16 protein-coding genes are annotated in these 16420 nt (G+C 53.5%); 6 read left to right on the top strand and 10 right to left on the bottom strand.

Features of this window, described 5'->3' with window-relative positions; translation table 11 throughout:
• Positions 1–61: 61 nt before the first annotated feature.
• Entirely contained in the window at positions 62–331 is a 270-nt protein-coding gene (locus tag KNP74_RS05165; protein ID WP_214710439.1) for a type II toxin-antitoxin system RelE family toxin, read from the bottom strand.
• Positions 328–552: a type II toxin-antitoxin system RelB family antitoxin gene (gene relB / locus KNP74_RS05160; protein WP_029335717.1), complete on the bottom strand. Its 225-nt coding sequence runs from the start codon at positions 550–552 to the stop codon at positions 328–330. The genes KNP74_RS05165 and relB overlap by 4 nt, the downstream gene beginning before the upstream one ends.
• A 140-nt stretch (positions 553–692) precedes the next feature.
• On the opposite strand from relB, the gene KNP74_RS05155 reads away from it, so the two are divergent.
• Positions 693–1910: an MFS transporter gene (locus tag KNP74_RS05155; protein ID WP_214710438.1), complete on the top strand. Its 1218-nt coding sequence runs from the start codon at positions 693–695 to the stop codon at positions 1908–1910.
• Positions 1911–1932: 22 nt separating this feature from the next.
• Here the strand turns inward: KNP74_RS05155 and KNP74_RS05150 are convergent, their stop codons facing one another.
• From KNP74_RS05150 to KNP74_RS05135, 4 genes are all read right to left on the bottom strand, one after another.
• Positions 1933–3033, bottom strand: coding sequence for an MBL fold metallo-hydrolase (locus tag KNP74_RS05150; RefSeq protein WP_251129604.1), 1101 nt, complete (start codon positions 3031–3033; stop codon positions 1933–1935).
• Between the two features lie 81 nt (positions 3034–3114).
• Positions 3115–3702, bottom strand: coding sequence for an SCO family protein (locus KNP74_RS05145; RefSeq protein ID WP_214710628.1), 588 nt, complete (start codon positions 3700–3702; stop codon positions 3115–3117).
• Positions 3703–3713: 11 nt separating this feature from the next.
• Positions 3714–4130, bottom strand: a complete 417-nt coding sequence (locus tag KNP74_RS05140; RefSeq protein WP_214763714.1) for a disulfide oxidoreductase — start codon at positions 4128–4130, stop codon at positions 3714–3716.
• Positions 4127–4798, bottom strand: coding sequence for a DsbA family protein (locus KNP74_RS05135; RefSeq protein ID WP_034776675.1), 672 nt, complete (start codon positions 4796–4798; stop codon positions 4127–4129). The genes KNP74_RS05140 and KNP74_RS05135 overlap by 4 nt, the downstream gene beginning before the upstream one ends.
• A 157-nt stretch (positions 4799–4955) precedes the next feature.
• Between KNP74_RS05135 and KNP74_RS05130 the strand changes: the two genes are divergently transcribed.
• The gene (locus tag KNP74_RS05130; RefSeq protein WP_214707968.1) at positions 4956–6548 is read left to right on the top strand and encodes a diguanylate cyclase domain-containing protein; all 1593 of its coding nucleotides are present in this window, start codon (positions 4956–4958) and stop codon (positions 6546–6548) included.
• 37 nt (positions 6549–6585) lie between these two features.
• Here KNP74_RS05130 and odhB read toward each other — a convergent pair whose 3' ends face one another.
• Both odhB and KNP74_RS05120 read right to left on the bottom strand, forming a co-directional pair.
• Positions 6586–7863, bottom strand: coding sequence for a 2-oxoglutarate dehydrogenase complex dihydrolipoyllysine-residue succinyltransferase (gene odhB, locus KNP74_RS05125; protein ID WP_214710435.1), 1278 nt, complete (start codon positions 7861–7863; stop codon positions 6586–6588).
• A gap of 18 nt (positions 7864–7881) precedes the next feature.
• Positions 7882–10728, bottom strand: coding sequence for a 2-oxoglutarate dehydrogenase E1 component (locus KNP74_RS05120; RefSeq protein WP_214763713.1), 2847 nt, complete (start codon positions 10726–10728; stop codon positions 7882–7884).
• A 364-nt stretch (positions 10729–11092) separates the two neighbouring features.
• On the opposite strand from KNP74_RS05120, the gene KNP74_RS05115 reads away from it, so the two are divergent.
• The 4 genes from KNP74_RS05115 to KNP74_RS05100 all read left to right on the top strand — a co-directional run bounded on the left by KNP74_RS05115 (position 11093) and on the right by KNP74_RS05100 (position 13630).
• On the top strand, positions 11093–12001 hold the full coding sequence (locus KNP74_RS05115; RefSeq protein ID WP_251130102.1) for an ABC transporter ATP-binding protein: 909 nt from the start codon (positions 11093–11095) through the stop codon (positions 11999–12001).
• The gene (locus KNP74_RS05110; protein WP_214763711.1) at positions 11979–12716 is read left to right on the top strand and encodes an ABC transporter permease; all 738 of its coding nucleotides are present in this window, start codon (positions 11979–11981) and stop codon (positions 12714–12716) included. Before KNP74_RS05115 ends, KNP74_RS05110 begins: the two co-directional genes overlap by 23 nt.
• Before the next feature lie 64 nt (positions 12717–12780).
• Entirely contained in the window at positions 12781–13329 is a 549-nt protein-coding gene (locus KNP74_RS05105; RefSeq protein ID WP_214763709.1) for a cysteine hydrolase family protein, read from the top strand.
• A 106-nt stretch (positions 13330–13435) separates the two neighbouring features.
• Positions 13436–13630 (top strand): hypothetical protein, encoded by a 195-nt coding sequence (locus tag KNP74_RS05100; protein WP_138859834.1) that lies wholly within the window; start codon positions 13436–13438, stop codon positions 13628–13630.
• A gap of 20 nt (positions 13631–13650) precedes the next feature.
• Here the strand turns inward: KNP74_RS05100 and KNP74_RS05095 are convergent, their stop codons facing one another.
• Positions 13651–14265, bottom strand: coding sequence for a class I SAM-dependent methyltransferase (locus tag KNP74_RS05095; RefSeq protein WP_138859835.1), 615 nt, complete (start codon positions 14263–14265; stop codon positions 13651–13653).
• Between the two features lie 103 nt (positions 14266–14368).
• On the bottom strand, positions 14369–16276 hold the full coding sequence (locus tag KNP74_RS05090; protein ID WP_214763708.1) for an LTA synthase family protein: 1908 nt from the start codon (positions 16274–16276) through the stop codon (positions 14369–14371).
• Positions 16277–16420: the final 144 nt, after the last annotated feature.

Here is a 16420-nt window from a genome sequence, read left to right as displayed (position 1 = left end):
CCATATTTGGACGAATGCTTTTTAGGGTTTTCTTAAAAAAACCTTATGTATACGCAATTTTTTACTTGTAGATATCTCTGCGATGACCGATTTCTAAAATGAGAATTGTGATTGTCTCGTCTTGAATATCTGCAATTAGACGATAATCACCAATGCGATACCGCCATTCGCCAGAGTGATTGGCAACTAACCCTTTCCCATGACGGCGAGGATCATCTGTTCCGACCAAGTTTTTCTTGATCCAGGCCATGATGATCCGCGCCTGTTGGGGATCCATCTTTTTCAATGTTTTTTGAGCATTTCGTTCGAATGCGACTTGATAAACTTTCATTTCAAGTTTAAATCCTTCATCATGTCGTCAAATGAAATTGCCTCAGAATGCTCTTGATGAGCCTTCATCGCTTCATGATACAATTTTAAATCGAGTTCATCCTCAATTCGTTCTAAAACAGCATCGCGGACGAGAGTGGAAAGGGTAAGATTCTTTGTTTTCGCATACTCTCTAATGAGACGAGCATCCTCTTCGTCGAGTCGAACAGATATTGTACTCATATGATCGACCTCCTTTGTAATACATTGTATTACAAAAATGCATATTTGTATAGCCGAATCCCGGCTTCTTTTTTTGTAGCTTTCTAAATCGTTCTGAAGGATAATTATTATTACCTAATAAGAATCGAGGACTTAACCATATGTGGAAAAATCGCAACGTCTGGATCATCTTGACCGGGGAGTTCGTCGCCGGTCTCGGGCTTTGGCTCGGCATCATCGGCAACTTGGAGTTCATGCAGGAGAAAGTGCCGTCTGACTTCGTCAAGGCGCTCATCCTCGCTGGCGGACTGCTCGCCGGGGTCGCCATCGGGCCGCTCGCCGGCCGTCTCACCGACCAAGGCTCGAAAAAGAAAATCATGCTCATCTCAAGTATTGTCCGGGCGCTGAGCGTCCTGTTCATGTTCATCGCCATCGAGACGGGAAGCGTGCTGTGGATGGTCGTCTTCCTCGTCTTCCTGCAAGGGTCGGCCGCGTTCTACTTCCCGGCGCTCCAGGCGGCCATCCCGCTCATCGTCAAGGAACGGGAGTTGCTCGCCTTGAACGGGGTGCATATGAACGTGTCGACGCTGTCGCGGGTCATCGGGACGGCCATCGCCGGCATCTTGCTCACGCTCATCTCACTTCGGGACGTCTACGCGCTCTCGCTTGTCGCTTATCTGCTTCTCGCCGTCGCGACGTGGTTCTTGAAGATCGACGAGACGACCGTCCCGTCTGCGAAGAAAGTGGACGCCAAGTCGTCCGGCGGGTTCAAGGACGTCTTTCCGATCATCAAATCGATTCCGGTCATCTTTATGACACTCGTCATGACGCTCATCCCGCTCCTCTTCATCGGCGGGTTCAACTTGCTCGTCATCAACATTAGCGAGCTGCAAGACTCGACGGCGATCAAAGGATGGATTTACACGGCCGAAGGGATTGCCTTCATGGTCGGTGCGTTCCTCATCAAACGGATCGGTGAGAAGTTCTCCGTGTTCTCCATCTTGTTCACGTTCTCGTTTTTGATCGGGGTCGCCCAGCTCATGCTTTACTTCGCCGACATCCCTGCCGTCTCGATCGCCGCATTCGTCTTGTTCGGCTTCTCGGTCGGCTGCTTCTTCCCGACGGCCGTGACGATTTTCCAGACACGGATGCCGAAAGACTATCACGGCCGCTTCTTCTCGTTCCGGAACATGCTCGACCGGATCGTCTTCCAAGTCGTGTTACTCGTCACTGGCTTCTTCCTCGACTTGATCGGCTTACAGCTCATGGTCGTCTTGTTCGGGATCAGCTCGATCCTCATGACGGGTGCGTTCCTCGTCTACACGCGCAAACACAAACTTCATATCGAAACGGACGAGGCCGAACGCCTCTCTTCGTGACAAAAGCGGTGACCGAATTCGGTCACCGCTTGTTCATGTCTTCGATGTCACGCCACCAGTTGGTCGTGTCGTTCCGTCCGTCGAGCGTGATCCGCTCACCGATTCGCGGCGTGAGCACGTCCTCTCGTGGTAAGAGCCCCACCATCTGTTCGGCTGGGTCGAACCAGGCATGGAACGATAACGTGAACGCGCCCCAATGGATCGGGAGCATCTTGTCGGCCCGCACGTCCCGGAACGCCTGTGCCGTCTCAGTCGGTTGCATGTGCACGTCCGGCCAGCGCTCATCGTATTGTCCGCACTCGAGCGCCGCGAAATCGAACGGTCCGTACGCATCGCCGATTTCTTTGAAGTGTGGCCCATACCCGCCGTCCCCGCTGAAGAACAGGCGGTCCGTCTCGCCAAGGACGACCCATGACGCCCAGAGCGTCGCGTTGCGGTCGGTGAGCGAGCGACCGGAGAAGTGCCGAGCCGGCGTACAAACGAACGTCCATGAGCCGAAGTCAAACGTCTCGCCCCAATCGCGCTCGACGATGCGTTCCGCCCCGACGCCCCACCGTTTTAAGTGGCTGCCGACGCCGAGCGGGACGATGAAGACGGCGACCTTGTCTTGAATCGCTTGAATCGTCGCATAGTCCAAATGATCGTAATGGTCGTGCGTGAGCAAGACGACATCGATGTCCGGCAAGTCGTCGAGCTCGAACGGCAAGTCTTCGCTGAACCGCTCGTTCTTTGCGAACGGGAGCGGCGATGGGTTCCGGCCGAACATCGGGTCGACGAGCATCGTCTTACCGTCCATTTGGACGAGCATCGCCGAGTGTCCGAGCCAATAGATGCGTGTGAAGCTTGAACCGAGTTTCTCGCTGAAGTCGATCGGGACGACCGGTAAGCGCTCGCTCGGTTTCCGGAGCGAGTCCGGATTCAAATATTCCTTCGACATCGAGATCATGTCGTCCGATGAGAACCGCATCGGCGTCTCGAGCTGATTCTGGAACTTTCCGTTCACCAGGTTCGGCGACCGGAGCGCCTTCGGCTTCTTCCCGAGCGGTTTATATTGCGTGAGCACGGTACCTGTCACGGCAGCCAGGCCCATCAATGAAAATAATAGTGTCTTCTTCAATTCCATCCACTCCTCTACCTTATTCATTATACGGCACCAACGCCGATTCCCCTGTTTTCGAATACAAAAAAGACGGCACGGGCCGTCTTATGAGTTCTGTAAAATCTTGATGTCGCTGACGATGTCCTCGATTGGCACGTCTTGGAATCCTTGATACGCCTTGATGATTTTCCCGTCCTGGTCGACGAGATAGAACCACGTCGCGTGATCCACTTGGGTGCCTTCTGACGGTTTGCGGACGAGCGCTTTGAAGTTTTGTTGCGCGAACGCCTCAATCTCTTCTTGCGAATAACCCGTCAAGAATTGCCAATCGGCTTTCGCCAAGTCGTAGTCAGCCATGAACGCTTGAATCTTGTCCGGCGTATCGACGGTCGGGTCGACGCTGAACGACACGAACTGGACGTCTTCGACGCCTTCCTCGACGAGCGCTTCATTGAGTTTCGTCATGTTGTACGTCATCGGTGGACAGACCGTCTCACAGCTCGTGAAGACGAAGTCGGCCATCCAAACTTTGCCCTTCAAATCGTCCAGACTAACCATCTCTTCATTCTGATTCATATAGTCGAACGACTCGATCTCCCAATTGAGCGGGTCTTCAATCTCCTGGCCGCACGCGGCGAGCACCGCCATCAAGCTGATCAATCCGATGAGCATCCATTTCTTCACACGTTCCATCTCCTTCGTTGTCAATTGCGTCTCACGCGCCAGACGAGGAGCGTGATCAAAGTAAATGCCGTCAAGGCAAGGAACGGAATCGTCACGAACCCGAACCAGTTGATGTATTGCACGTTGCACGGTACGCCTTGCACGCACGGCTTGATATCGGCGAAACCAGGTACTTTTTGAACCAAATAATGGTACAGTGAAACCAGACCTCCGAGGATGGAGAGCGGCAATACATACTTCTTCACCGCCCGGTCGTCCGTGAACACGGCGACCCCGAGCAAGATGACGAGCGGATACATGAAGATGCGTTGAATCCAGCAAAGCTCACATGGCACGAACTCGCGAATCTCACTGAAGTAAAGACTGCCGAGCGTCGCTGCGAGAGCGACGAGCCAAGCGAGATACAGACCATAACGGGTCAAGAACGACTGCTTCATGGTGTGCCTTGCTCAATCAACCGCTCAATCGTCTCATAGTCAAACGGGTCTTCGAGCATGACGCCGTTGATCATGATCGATGGCGTGAACTGGACACCGTGCTCTTTGACGAGCCCGTCATCGAGGCTCACTTGGTCGAGCACCGTCGAGTTCTCACTCAAGTCGTCCTCGAGCTTCGCCACGTCGACCGATGTCGTCTCGCTCGCAATCTCTGTCAACCGCTCGACCGTGACCCATGCCTCGTCGTGCTGCTGACTCGCCGGTTGCGCGTCGTAGAGCGCCTTATGGAAATCCCAGAACGCGTCCGGGTCTTGTTTATACACCGACTCTGACGCGAGTGATGCCAAAATCGACTCTTGTCCGTGGAACAGGACGTTGATGTAGCTGAAACTGATTTTCCCTGTGTCGATATAGTCTTGCTTCAACTTCGGATAGACCGTCTCACCCCACTGTTTACAAGACGGGCATTTATAATCCCCGAACTCGACGACCGAGACGGGTGCGTCCGCATCTCCGAGCGTCGGCTGTCCTTCGGTCGACACATGCTCTGCCTTTACCGGTGCCGCCGTCTCCGCTTGTTCGGCCGGCCGGTTCAAGAGAACGACCACGACGGCCACGAGGGCGACCGCGAGCAGCGTCGCGATGACCAATAGTTTATTCTGTTTCATTTGTCTCACCTCTATTTGTATCGATTCGTCTTTCATTATAACGAAAGCGCTATCTGTTTCCACGAAATCGACCTTGTTTTTTTATAACTTCGCTTCATGTCACGGAAAAGATGACGATGAACAGAGTGGAGATTGTCACTGTAGGAGGAATTTGTTCATGAAATCATTTTCGATGCGCCTCGGCCTGATCTTGGCGCTCAGCATCGCCACACTCGTCTTTTTGCTCACCATCACGCTAACGTACATGACCAGCCAACGCTCCGCCGCCTCGCTCGAAGCAGAGATCGGGGAACGGTTGTCGATGACGTCGCACCAGCTCGTCGATAAGCTCGACTTTTACATGTGGTCGCGCTATCAAGAAATCCAATTGCTCCAAGGACTCGACGCCTTGAACGAACCCGCCTCGAGCCGGGCCCTGCTCGACCAAGTCCAAACGAACATCCCCGCTTTCTCATGGATGGGCGTGACCGATGCGGCGGGGAACGTCGTCGCTTCGACGAATGGAATATTAGAAGGCGCTTCAATCAGCGAACGCCCTGTCTTTCTAGAAGCCCAGGATGAGCCGTTCATCGGGGATGTCCACGAGGCCGTGTTGCTCGCGGAGCTGTTGCCGAACCCGACCGGTGAAGTCCTTCAGTTCGTCGACATCAGTGTCCCGCTGTTCCGTGACGGGGCCTTCCAAGGCGTGCTCGCGACTCACCTCAGTTGGGAATGGGGGAAGGAAGTGCTCCGCCACTTCAACCGGACGCTCCACCATCAGTCCGAGTATACCGACCTCTTCGTCGTCAGCGGACGCGACAACACCGTGTTGCTCGGCCCGGACCATCTCGTCGGGAAACCGCTCCCGACGAAACTAGACGACGGATGGCACGTCGACACGTGGGCGGACGGGAAATCCTATTTGACGGGCGTCGCCACCGGGGAAGGGTATGAAGATTACGCCGGCCTCGACTGGAGTGTCGTCGTCCGCCAACCGGCCGAAGTCGCTTTCGCCCCGGTTGCCTCACTCGAGCGGAACATCTTATCGATCGGCCTCGTCGCCTCGTTCGTGACGGCCATCCTCGGTTGGCTCCTCGCCTCAGTCGTGACCCGGCCGCTAAAACGGATCACCGAGACGGCAGCCCTCATGAAACAAGGCAAAGCGAAGACGTTTCCACACCAATCAGGGATTCATGAGATCGAGTCGCTCGCTTTCGCCTTAGAATCGCTCGTCACGTCACTCACCGAATCCGAGACGGAGCGGGTCCATTACGAGTCGCTCGCCCATCGCGACGTCTTGACCGGGCTCGCCAATCGGACGGCGCTTCGTCACTATTTGAACGAAGCCCAGGCGACAAAGAACGAATACGTCTGTTTCTATATCGATCTCGACGGTTTCAAAGCAATCAACGATACATACGGGCACGCCGTCGGGGATGACGTCTTGATTAAGATTGCCGAGCGATTGAAACGAGTGACGCTCGATGGGTCCTATCCGGTCCGTTTGAGCGGTGACGAGTTCTTCCTCTTGTTCGAACGGAACGGACAGAACGGACACTCCATCACACGCATCGGCGAAGACATTATCGCGTCCCTGTCCAAACCGATCGCTATTGAAAGCGGGACGGCAACCGTCGGGGCCAGTATCGGCGCCTCGCTCTGGCAGACAGAAACGGTGCCGCACGCCGCCATCAAACGGGCGGACCAGGCGCTCTACCGCTCCAAAGCGAACGGAAAAAATCAAATCACGCTCGATGAATCGCTCACATAAAAAAATCCATGTCGCCGACGCGACATGGATTTTTTGCTTATGCTTCGAACAACAATTGTTCTGGGTCTTCAATCATGTCTTTGATGTGCTTGAGGAACGTCACAGCCTCACGACCGTCGACGATACGGTGGTCATACGAGAGGGCCACGTACATCATCGGACGGTTCTCCATCGTCTCTGCGTCGATGGCAATCGGACGGAGTTGAATCGAGTGCATCCCGAGGATGGCGACTTGTGGGCCGTTCAAGATCGGTGTCGACAAGAGTGAGCCGAAGACGCCACCGTTTGTGATTGTGAACGTACCACCTGTAAGGTCGCTCAACCCGAGCTTGTTGTTGCGGGCTTTATCGGCGAGGTGCAAGATGTCTTTCTCGATCTCACCGAAGTTTTTGCGATCCGCTTCGCGGACGACCGGGACGACGAGGCCGTCCGGAGCCGACACGGCGATGCCGATGTCATAGTATTTCTTCAAGACGATCTCGTTGCCTTGAATCTCTGCGTTCAAGTAAGGCATCCGTTTGAGCGCCGCGACGGCCGCCTTCGTGAAGAACGACATGAAGCCGAGTTTGACGTCGTTATCTTTGACGAACTTCTCTTGGCGACGTTTGCGGAGCGCCATGACAGCCGACATATCGATTTCGTTGAACGTCGTCAACATCGCTGCCGTCTGTTGCACCTCGACGAGGCGGTTGGCAATCGTTTGACGACGACGCGTCATTTTGATGCGCTCTTCATCTTTGCCGCTCGCTGCCGGCTGCGGTGCTGCTGCCGGTGCTTTTGGCGCTTGTGGTGCTTGTGCCGGTGCCGGTTTCGACTCGTGGTTCGTCACGTCATGGACGTTGATGCGGCCGATCGGGTCGTTCGTTTGGATGGCCGACAAGTCGATGCCTTTCTCACGGGCCAATTTACGGGCCGCAGGTGTCGCGATTGGTCCTTTGCCTGGGCTCGCCACGTGCTCTTCACGGCGTTCGACTTTCTTCGCTTCGCCGACTTCCTCTGTTTTTGTCTCGGCCGGTGCCGGAGCTGTCTCTGTCGCCGCTTCCGTTTTTGTCTTCGTCGCGACAGCCGTACCGCCGCCCGATCCTGAGCTGAGGCGGGCGATCACTTGTCCGACTTGGACCGTGTCCCCTTCGGCCGCCAATTGCTCGTCGAGCGTGCCCGACTCATCGGCCGGCACTTCGATGTTGACTTTGTCCGTCTCGAGTTCGACGATGGCTTCCCCTTTTTCAACGTGGTCGCCTGGCTGTTTAAGCCACGACGCGACCGTTCCTTCCGTAATGGACTCTGCTAATTCCGGTACTTTGATTTCGATCACAATGAGTTCCCCCTTAACTTATTTACGATCTTTTTGATATGTGCTCGTGCCGGCAGCAGCCGAGACGGCGTCACGTGAGATGGCTTCACGGATGATGCGTGCTTGTTCTTGTTTATGGGCCGTCGGATTTCCTTCGGCCGGGCTCGAACGGCGGCGGCGGCCGACGTAGCGGACGTTCAATCGGTTCGATGTGACCGCTTCGAGACGAGGCTCGATGTACGTCCATGCCCCCATGTTCTTCGGCTCTTCTTGGACCCAGACGATCTCTTTCGCGTTCGGATAGCGGCTGATCAATTCACGGATCTCACGGACCGGGAACGGATAAATTTCTTCGACACGGATGATGTGCAGGAAGTCGAGTGACTCCTCTGACTTCATCGTCGCTTCTTGCAAATCGATTGCCATCTTCCCTGAACAGAAGACGAGACGTTCGACTTGATCCGGATTCTCACCGAGACCAACTTGTTCGATGATCGGGCGGAAGTTATTGTCGGACAGTTCATCGACCGATGAGGCTGCGAGCGGATGACGGAGCAGGCTCTTCGGTGTCATGATGATCATCGGACGGACTTGTTCTGTACCGAGCATCTTCGCCTGACGACGCAAGATGTGGAAGTACTGCGCGGCCGTCGACAAATTCGCGACCGTCCAGTTCTTCTCTCCGGCGAGCGTCAAGTAACGCTCCATCCGGGCGCTCGAGTGCTCTGGCCCTTGACCTTCATAGCCGTGTGGCAACAGCATGACGAGACCTGATTTTTGGCCCCACTTGGCGCGACCGGCCGAGATGAACTGGTCGAACATGACTTGCGCCGAGTTGGCGAAGTCACCGTACTGTGCTTCCCATAGCACGAGCGTGTCTTGGGCGAACACGTTGTATCCGTATTCGAAACCAAGTACCGAGCCTTCTGAGAGCGGGCTGTTGTGGACCGAGAACGAGGCGTTCGCCGTCGACAAGTGATGGAGCGGTGAGAACTTCTTGCCAGTCTCGACATCGTTCAACATGATGTTACGTTGCGCGAACGTTCCGCGCTCTGAATCTTGCCCGCTCAAGCGGATCGGCGTGCCGTCCGAGATGATTGAGGCATAGGCGAGCGTCTCAGCATGGCCCCAGTCGACTTTCCCATTGTCCGCGAACGCGTCACGGCGACGGTCAAGCACTTTTTGAAGTTTATGGAACACGCCGAAGCCTTCCGGCCAGACGAGCAATTCGTCGTTCAATTGTTGGAGCACATCACGTTCCACGCCCGTCTCGACGAACGGGAATCCTTTATGGACCACTTCCGGCAAGACGATGTCAGCATCTTCTTCTTCGGCCGGGACGAGGTCACGGGCCGACTTGAGACGATCCTCGATCGACTGTTCGATCGTCGCCTTGTCTTCTTTCGACATGACACCTTCCGCTTCGAGCACATCTGCGTATACGTGACGGACCGATTGATGTTCTTTGATGGCTTTATAGAGCACCGGGTTCGTGTTCATCGGTTCATCCATCTCGTTATGACCGTAGCGGCGGTAACCGACCAAGTCGACGAGGATGTCTTTATGGAACTTGGCGCGATACTCGCTGCACAGTTTGGCGACGGCGACACACGCTTCCGGGTCGTCCGCATTGACGTGGAACACTGGAATCTCATAGCCTTTGGCGATATCGCTCGCATAACGTGTCGAGCGCGAATCGCTTGGGTCGGTCGTGAAGCCAATCGTGTTGTTGGCGATGACATGGACCGTCCCCGCTGTACGATAGCCTTGCAAGTTCGTCATGTTGAGCGTCTCGGCGACAATTCCTTGACCTGGGAACGCGGCGTCTCCGTGAATCAAGATCGATGCGGCCTTGTCGTCATGTTGGACCGCCATCCCTTTTTCTGAGCGGTCGTCTTGCGCGGCACGCGTATACCCTTCGACGACCGAACCGACGAACTCGAGGTGACTCGGGTTATTGGCGAGGTTCAAACGGACCTCTTTCTTCTCTTCTAACACTCTGCGGTCGAGACCGAGGTGATATTTGACGTCGCCGGACCAACCGAAGTTGATGCCGATCGATCCTTCCGACGGGATCAACTCTTTGTTCGGGGCGTGTTGGAACTCGGCGAAGATCATCTCGTACGGTTTGCCGAGCACGTGCGCGAGTACGTTCAAGCGTCCGCGGTGGGCCATCCCGATATTGATATGTTCTGACCCGCTCGAGATGAGGCCGCCGACCATGGCGTCAAGGAGCGGCACCATCGCGTCGAGCCCTTCGATCGAGAAGCGTTTCTGTCCGACGTATGTTTTATGAAGGAACGACTCGAACAACTCTGTCTCGGCTAGACGCTGGAACAGCTCGATTTTCTCGTTCTTCGAGTACTTCGCTTTCAATGCGCCTTGCTCGATGCGGCGGCGAATCCAACGCTTCTCTTCCATATCGTCCAAGTGGCGGAGCTCGATGGCAACCGTGCCCGTATAGACGTCAAGCAAATGACGAACGAGTTCGAGCGCGTTCGCGCCCGGTTTTGGCACGTCTTCCGACAACAAGTGAGCTGGTACTTGCTCGAGGTCGGCCTCACTCAATCCGTAACGGTCAAATGCAAACAAGCCGTGTTCGCGCGGGTGGTCTTTGAGCGGATAAATATCGGCCGCTTTATGGCCGAGTGCCCGGATATCATTGACCAACCGTGTCGCTGCCACGACTTTCTCTAAATCAAACGATGCAGCCGACGCGACAGGCGCGCTCGCTTCCGGTGCCCCGTGTTCGTCAAAGTATTGACGCGTCTCCGCGTCGACCGATTCTGGGTCTTCAACGTATTGCTCATATAATTCAACGATGTAGCCTAAGTTTGGACCATAAAATGCTTGCACTTGTTCGCGACCGTTCGACGACTCTCCCATTGAATAAATCCCCCTATCCGTTCCTGTGCGTCCGATGTGTGAACGCTTTCATTTTAACATTAAGCACGAAGCAGTTCATCCATCTGATTCGTCCTGCAAAAAGAGCCAAATCTTGCCTCTTTCTCTCCTCTTCATACTACACCTTTCCCTGTGGAAAGACCCTTTCAAATTCACAATTCGTCCATACTATTTCAATAAGTTTTCCTTATCAACTAATTGGGAAATCACCGCTTTGTTTCAACAGTTTCAAAAAAAGGTGAAACCTTGTTTCAATCCAGTCCGTATATAGGGGTGTCCAGTTGGAAAATACTCTAAACGAAAGCAAGGTGATCCTATGTTATCCGTACAAAATGTACACAAGAAAATGGGCCAGACGAACGTCCTGACGAATGTCAGTTTTGACGTCACGCCCGGAGAAATCTTTGGCTTCCTCGGCCCGAACGGCGCCGGGAAGACGACGACGATTCGTATTATCACCGGCCTCATGCCAGCAACACACGGCAAAGTGACCGTCGACGGATTCGACGTCTCGACAGAACGCCAACAAGCGCTCAGTCGCATCGGGGCCATCGTCGAAAACCCGGCTTTCTATCCGTATTTGACGGGCCGCGAGAACCTGATTCACGCGATGAATTTGATTCCTGGTCTAAAGAAAGTCGACTTGAACGCCCTCGGTGCCCTCGTCGGACTTGAGACAAAGCTCGATATGAAAGTGAAACAATACTCACTCGGGATGAAACAGCGACTCGGCATCGCCCGTGCCCTGCTCCATAACCCGAAAGTATTGATCCTCGACGAGCCGACAAACGGTCTCGACCCAGCAGGCATCGCTGATTTGCGCAACTACTTACGGCATTTAGCCGACCACCGCGGCATCGCCATCCTCATCTCGAGTCACTTATTGAGCGAGATGGAACTGATCACCGACCGGTTCGCCATCATCGATCAAGGACAAATCAAGTCGGTCCAAGGCGGAGACGGTGAGGCTAAGACGGAAAGTGTCATCCTCTGTAAAGTCGGCCGCGAGCAGATGAACGAAGCGCTCGATGTCGTGGCACTCGCTTTTGATGATGTGAAAATCATTCAACAGTCAGCTGAGACGTTCATCGTCCCGCGTCCGGAAACCGATATCCCGCATTTGTTGAAACATCTCGTCGAACGTGACATCGCCGTCTATCAGATCGGGATGAAACACGAGACACTTGAAGAACAGTTCTTGAAATTGACGAAAAAAGAAGGAGGCACGAACAATGCGTTCATTACTAGCCAATGAGTTCATGAAATGGCGACGTACGATCAAACCGCTCATCGCACTCGGTATGTACACTGGGATCATCGTCTTAACGTACTTCATCGTCCGGAGCGGCAACAACCCAGGTGACGCGGAAACGTTCGTCAACTATGCGACGATGGCGGCGATGACGTTCCTCGGCATCTTCACGATCGTGTTCACCGCTGAGATGATTGGGAACGAGTTGAAATTTGATACGTTGAAGCATTTGCTCATGAGTCCTTACTCGCGCGATCGAATTTTACTGTCGAAACTTGTGGCCGCCCTTCTCATCATGCTCGCCCAGTTCGTGTTCATTCTTGCCGTCACGTACGGTTTTGCGTTGACGCTCGACGGGGAGTTGACGCTCGAGCAGTTCCGCAATGTCCTGCTTAGCGTCTCGAGCGGCGTGTTCGTCATCTTCTTGACGCTCATGTTCTCGGTCGTCTTCAAATCGGTCGGGGTCGTGATCGGCTTCACCGTGCTCGCAAACTTCGTCTCGACGATGATCGGTGGTCTTCTCATCGCGTGGAAACCGGCCATCGCCAAATGGATTGTCTTCCTACACACGGACTTGTCGATCTACTACCAAAGCCCAGGTTTCATGGAGACGATGGACGTGACGATTTGGTTCTCGGCGTTCTACGTCTTGATTCACATCGTCGCCTTCTATATCATCACGGCGTTCATGTTCCGCAGCAAAACGTTTGCTGAATGACGATTAACGTCTGAACGAGTGTGGTACTTCCTATACAGAGACTTCTTTGAATGGAGGGACCACGATGCCAAAGACGGCGTTACTCATCATCGATCTGTTTAACGACTTCGATTTCGTCGGTGGGGACGACCTGATTCGACATACGGAGCCGATTGTCGACCCGATTTTGAAACTGAAACGTCACTTTAAAGAGAACGACTGGCCGGTCATCTACTGCAACGATAACTTCGGGCAGTGGAAAGACAGCACCGAGGATATCATCCGGCACGTCGAGTCTTCAAAAGGCAGCGCCATCGCCAAGCGGATCGCGCCGGAAGAAAAAGAATACTTCATCATCAAGCCGAGACACTCGACGTTTTACGGGACACAGCTCGACATCTTGTTGCGTCAACTTGACGTCACATCGCTCGTCCTGACCGGTGTCGCCTCAGATATCTGTATCCTGTTCTCGGCGAATGACGGCTATATGCGTGAGTATGAGCTTCATGTCCCGCGCAACTGTGTCGCCGCCGAGACGGACAAGCGCAACGACAGCGCCTTGATCGTCATCCACGAGGCGCTTGGCATTCCAATCGATGATGCCGACACATATATAAAAAATACCCAGGTGTGATAAAAGCCTCTGACTGTTGGACACACAATCCCAACATTTCAGAGGCTTTTTCGTCACGTTTTCAGCTATGCTTGATATATGAAAAAACAATGAAGGATGTGACAATATGTATCTCACAATCGGATTATCGCTACTCGTTTGCTTGATTGCCCTCGTCTTCACCATCATGGTCGGACTCGGGAAAGACAAATCAGACTACAGTCAAAAGAAAAGTTGGTCGATGGTGTCGTGGACGTATATCGTCCTGTTCCCAATCTCCTTCGTGGCGCTCGGCCTGTTATACTATTTCATTACCCGATGACCTCGTTCATCGGGATTTTTTTATTTAACCGCGACGGTGATCCCGATTGGATAATGGCGTGCCCCCCGTTTCGGTTCGACGAGCACACCTCGTTGATAATAAAATTCGGTCGACGTGAATGACGTAAATAATTCCTCAAACTCGGCCTCGGTGAACTGGTGGACATGGAACAGTTCATTCGTCGGTTGCCCGACCCCTTGCCCGAATGGCGTCGATAACACCAAGATGCCCCCTGGCTTCAAGAGTTGCCACACGTTCGCCATGAACGCCTCATAGTCGGTCACGTGTTCGATTGTTTCGAAGCTGACGATGCAGTCGAACGTCCCGAGTTTCTCCGGCAACGTCCGGTCTAACACGTCGCCTACTACATAGGCCACGTTCGGATGGTGATAGCGGCCTTTCGCATAGCGCGTCGCCTCTTTTGACAAGTCGAGCGCGACGACCTCGGTCACGGTCCCTTTCAAGTTCTTGGCGATCAATTGACTGCCGTATCCGCTCCCGCTCGCAAAATCGAGGACGCGTCCGTTCATGTATAAGAGGGCGAAATGGTAACGGGCGATATGTTCAAGCAACAAGCCGTTCAGCGGGTCCATGCGATCTGGGATGACCCGTTCTCCCGTATAATCTAATGTCATCTCGTTCTCCTTTTCTGATGTGCACTTCTTTCATCTTAGTCTTCCTAAGGCGCGACGACCACAAAAAAAGAGAAAAGACTGTTTCCAATCTTTTCTCTCTTCATTATTGAGCTTGTTTGAAGCGGAGTAAATCTGAATAGATGAGCTGGTCGTTCATCTCGAGGATTTTGTTCGCTTCTGATTCAAGTGGTGTACACGCCTCACCGTCTTCTGCGACTTCGCCAGTCTTGGCGTCATAGCACATCGACTGCGTGAACAGATGGTCTTGCGTCACGACCGTCCCATCACGGAAGATGGCGCGGTCATAATGCTCTTTCGAGAACAAGTCGTTCCCGAATCCGACCTGTTGTGACGTATCGATTCCAAGCAAGTGCTGAATCGTCGGGTTCATGTCGACATGACTTCCAATCGTCTCGTGCACTTCACCTTTGTCTTGTCCCGGCAAATGAATCGCGAACGGGACCGCTTGGAGCTTGGCGACGTCGTATGGCGTCAACTCGTCTTTCCCGAGCAAATCCGCCATGGCGGCGTTATGGTTCGTCGAGATGCCGTAATGGTCGCCGTAGACGACGAAGATCGTGTCATCCCACATGCCGTTCGCCTTCAACTCGTCGATGAACAACCCGAGCGCGTAATCCTGATAGGCGAGCGCCTGCGGGAAGTTGTTGAGTGTCGTCGAGTTCGTCTCAAATTTCGGGACGAGCTCGTGCTTCTCACTTGGCATCGTGTACGGGAAATGGTTCGTCAGCGTGATGAACTTCGCATAGAACGGTTCTGGCAGCTCTTCGAGCATCGGTACCGATTGGCGGAAGAACTCATCATCGAGCAGACCCCACTCCGTCATATCCTCAGGGTTCCCGAGGTCGTAGCTGGCTTCGTCAAAGAACTTGTCGACGCCGATGTTTTGATACATCTGGTCGCGGTTCCAGAACGACTTGTTGTTGGCGTGGAACACGGCCGAGTAGTAGTTATCTTCTTTGATGACTTCTGGTAACGCGTTGTATTCGTTATCGGCGTTCGTGAAGTAGACTCCTCCACGCGAGAGGCCGTAGAGCGAGTTATCGAGTGCGAACTCGGCATCTGACGTCTTCCCTTGGCCGGTCGTATGGTAATAGTTCGGCCAGTAGTGGGATTCTTCGATCAGTTTGTTCAAGTTCGGCGTGATGTACTCGCCGTTCGACGCTTTCATGTTGTGCGTGAAGTTTTGAGCCGACTCGAACGAGACGACGACAACGTTTTTGCCTTTATACTTCCCGAACATCTCCGGGTCTGGAGCCGCATAGTTCTGACGTGTGAAGTTCTCGACTTCATCCAATTCAGATCCGTCTGCGAGCGCCTTTTGGGCCGATGTCTTCGTTTGAAGCATGGCATCGTAGACGTGGAAATTGAACGTTCCTAAGTTTTTGACCAACAGTTCCCGGTCGAACGAGCGCGTGAGTAACTCTGGACGCTCCGTTTCCGCAAGGACGAGGTTGAACCCGAACATGGCGGCGGCTGCCGTAAATGTGATCAAGACGCGGCGCTGTGACGCTTGGCTCGTCTCTTTCATTTTCCATAGTAGGAACGGGAGCACGACGAGATCCCCTAACAAGAGCAAGTCTTTCCATTCGAGAAGCGAGAGGAATGACGACGAGAGCGTCTCCATGTTCGACGATTGGAATAGGACTGGTACGGTCAAGAAATCCGTGAACTCACGGTAATAGGTCGTATCCGCGAACAAGATGAGCGAGGAGACGAGATATAGACTATACAGCGCCCACTTCCTCTTATTTCCCCCGAAGAAGAAGCTGAAGGCGAACAAGAACAACGTGAAGCTGAGCGGGTTGATGATGAGAATGAATGCCTGGACCAGATTCTCGGCCGGCATGTTGAAGAAGAACTGATACGCGATCAGCGACTTCGTCCATAACAAGATGGTGAACATCCAGAACAGACGATGTGTTTTGAACGAGTCGAGCGCCGCTTGGCGGAATCGGTCCATTCTTCCTTTCGATTGATTCGTGCGATTCATGTAAACACTCCTTATATGGAATTCAAGTGAAAGGTTCATTTTCTTTTTTAGACGTATAGCCTCTATTTTAACGTTCTTGTGAACCCGATTCAACTAATTGACGTTTACAACTATACATAAACTTAACAATTCCATTGCAGTCTT

Origin of the sequence: Exiguobacterium sp. s141 (genome assembly GCF_018618085.1) — a bacterium.
In the GTDB taxonomy this organism is placed as follows: Bacteria; Bacillota; Bacilli; order Exiguobacteriales; family Exiguobacteriaceae; genus Exiguobacterium; species Exiguobacterium mexicanum_A.
This window is presented reverse-complemented; position numbering and strand designations above follow the sequence as displayed.

Bases quoted from the DNA above. Each gene is read 5' to 3' on its own strand.
- KNP74_RS05165 (WP_214710439.1), bottom strand. From the start codon at position 331: ATGAAAGTTTATCAAGTCGCATTCGAACGAAATGCTCAAAAAACATTG.
- relB (WP_029335717.1), bottom strand. From the start codon at position 552: ATGAGTACAATATCTGTTCGACTCGACGAAGAGGATGCTCGTCTCATT.
- KNP74_RS05155 (WP_214710438.1), top strand. From the start codon at position 693: ATGTGGAAAAATCGCAACGTCTGGATCATCTTGACCGGGGAGTTCGTC.
- KNP74_RS05150 (WP_251129604.1), bottom strand. From the start codon at position 3,033: ATGGAATTGAAGAAGACACTATTATTTTCATTGATGGGCCTGGCTGCC.
- KNP74_RS05145 (WP_214710628.1), bottom strand. From the start codon at position 3,702: ATGGAACGTGTGAAGAAATGGATGCTCATCGGATTGATCAGCTTGATG.
- KNP74_RS05140 (WP_214763714.1), bottom strand. From the start codon at position 4,130: ATGAAGCAGTCGTTCTTGACCCGTTATGGTCTGTATCTCGCTTGGCTC.
- KNP74_RS05135 (WP_034776675.1), bottom strand. From the start codon at position 4,798: ATGAAACAGAATAAACTATTGGTCATCGCGACGCTGCTCGCGGTCGCC.
- KNP74_RS05130 (WP_214707968.1), top strand. From the start codon at position 4,956: ATGAAATCATTTTCGATGCGCCTCGGCCTGATCTTGGCGCTCAGCATC.
- KNP74_RS05120 (WP_214763713.1), bottom strand. From the start codon at position 10,728: ATGGGAGAGTCGTCGAACGGTCGCGAACAAGTGCAAGCATTTTATGGT.
- KNP74_RS05115 (WP_251130102.1), top strand. From the start codon at position 11,093: ATGGGCCAGACGAACGTCCTGACGAATGTCAGTTTTGACGTCACGCCC.
- KNP74_RS05110 (WP_214763711.1), top strand. From the start codon at position 11,979: ATGCGTTCATTACTAGCCAATGAGTTCATGAAATGGCGACGTACGATC.
- KNP74_RS05105 (WP_214763709.1), top strand. From the start codon at position 12,781: ATGCCAAAGACGGCGTTACTCATCATCGATCTGTTTAACGACTTCGAT.
- KNP74_RS05100 (WP_138859834.1), top strand. From the start codon at position 13,436: ATGTATCTCACAATCGGATTATCGCTACTCGTTTGCTTGATTGCCCTC.
- KNP74_RS05095 (WP_138859835.1), bottom strand. From the start codon at position 14,265: ATGACATTAGATTATACGGGAGAACGGGTCATCCCAGATCGCATGGAC.
- KNP74_RS05090 (WP_214763708.1), bottom strand. From the start codon at position 16,276: ATGAATCGCACGAATCAATCGAAAGGAAGAATGGACCGATTCCGCCAA.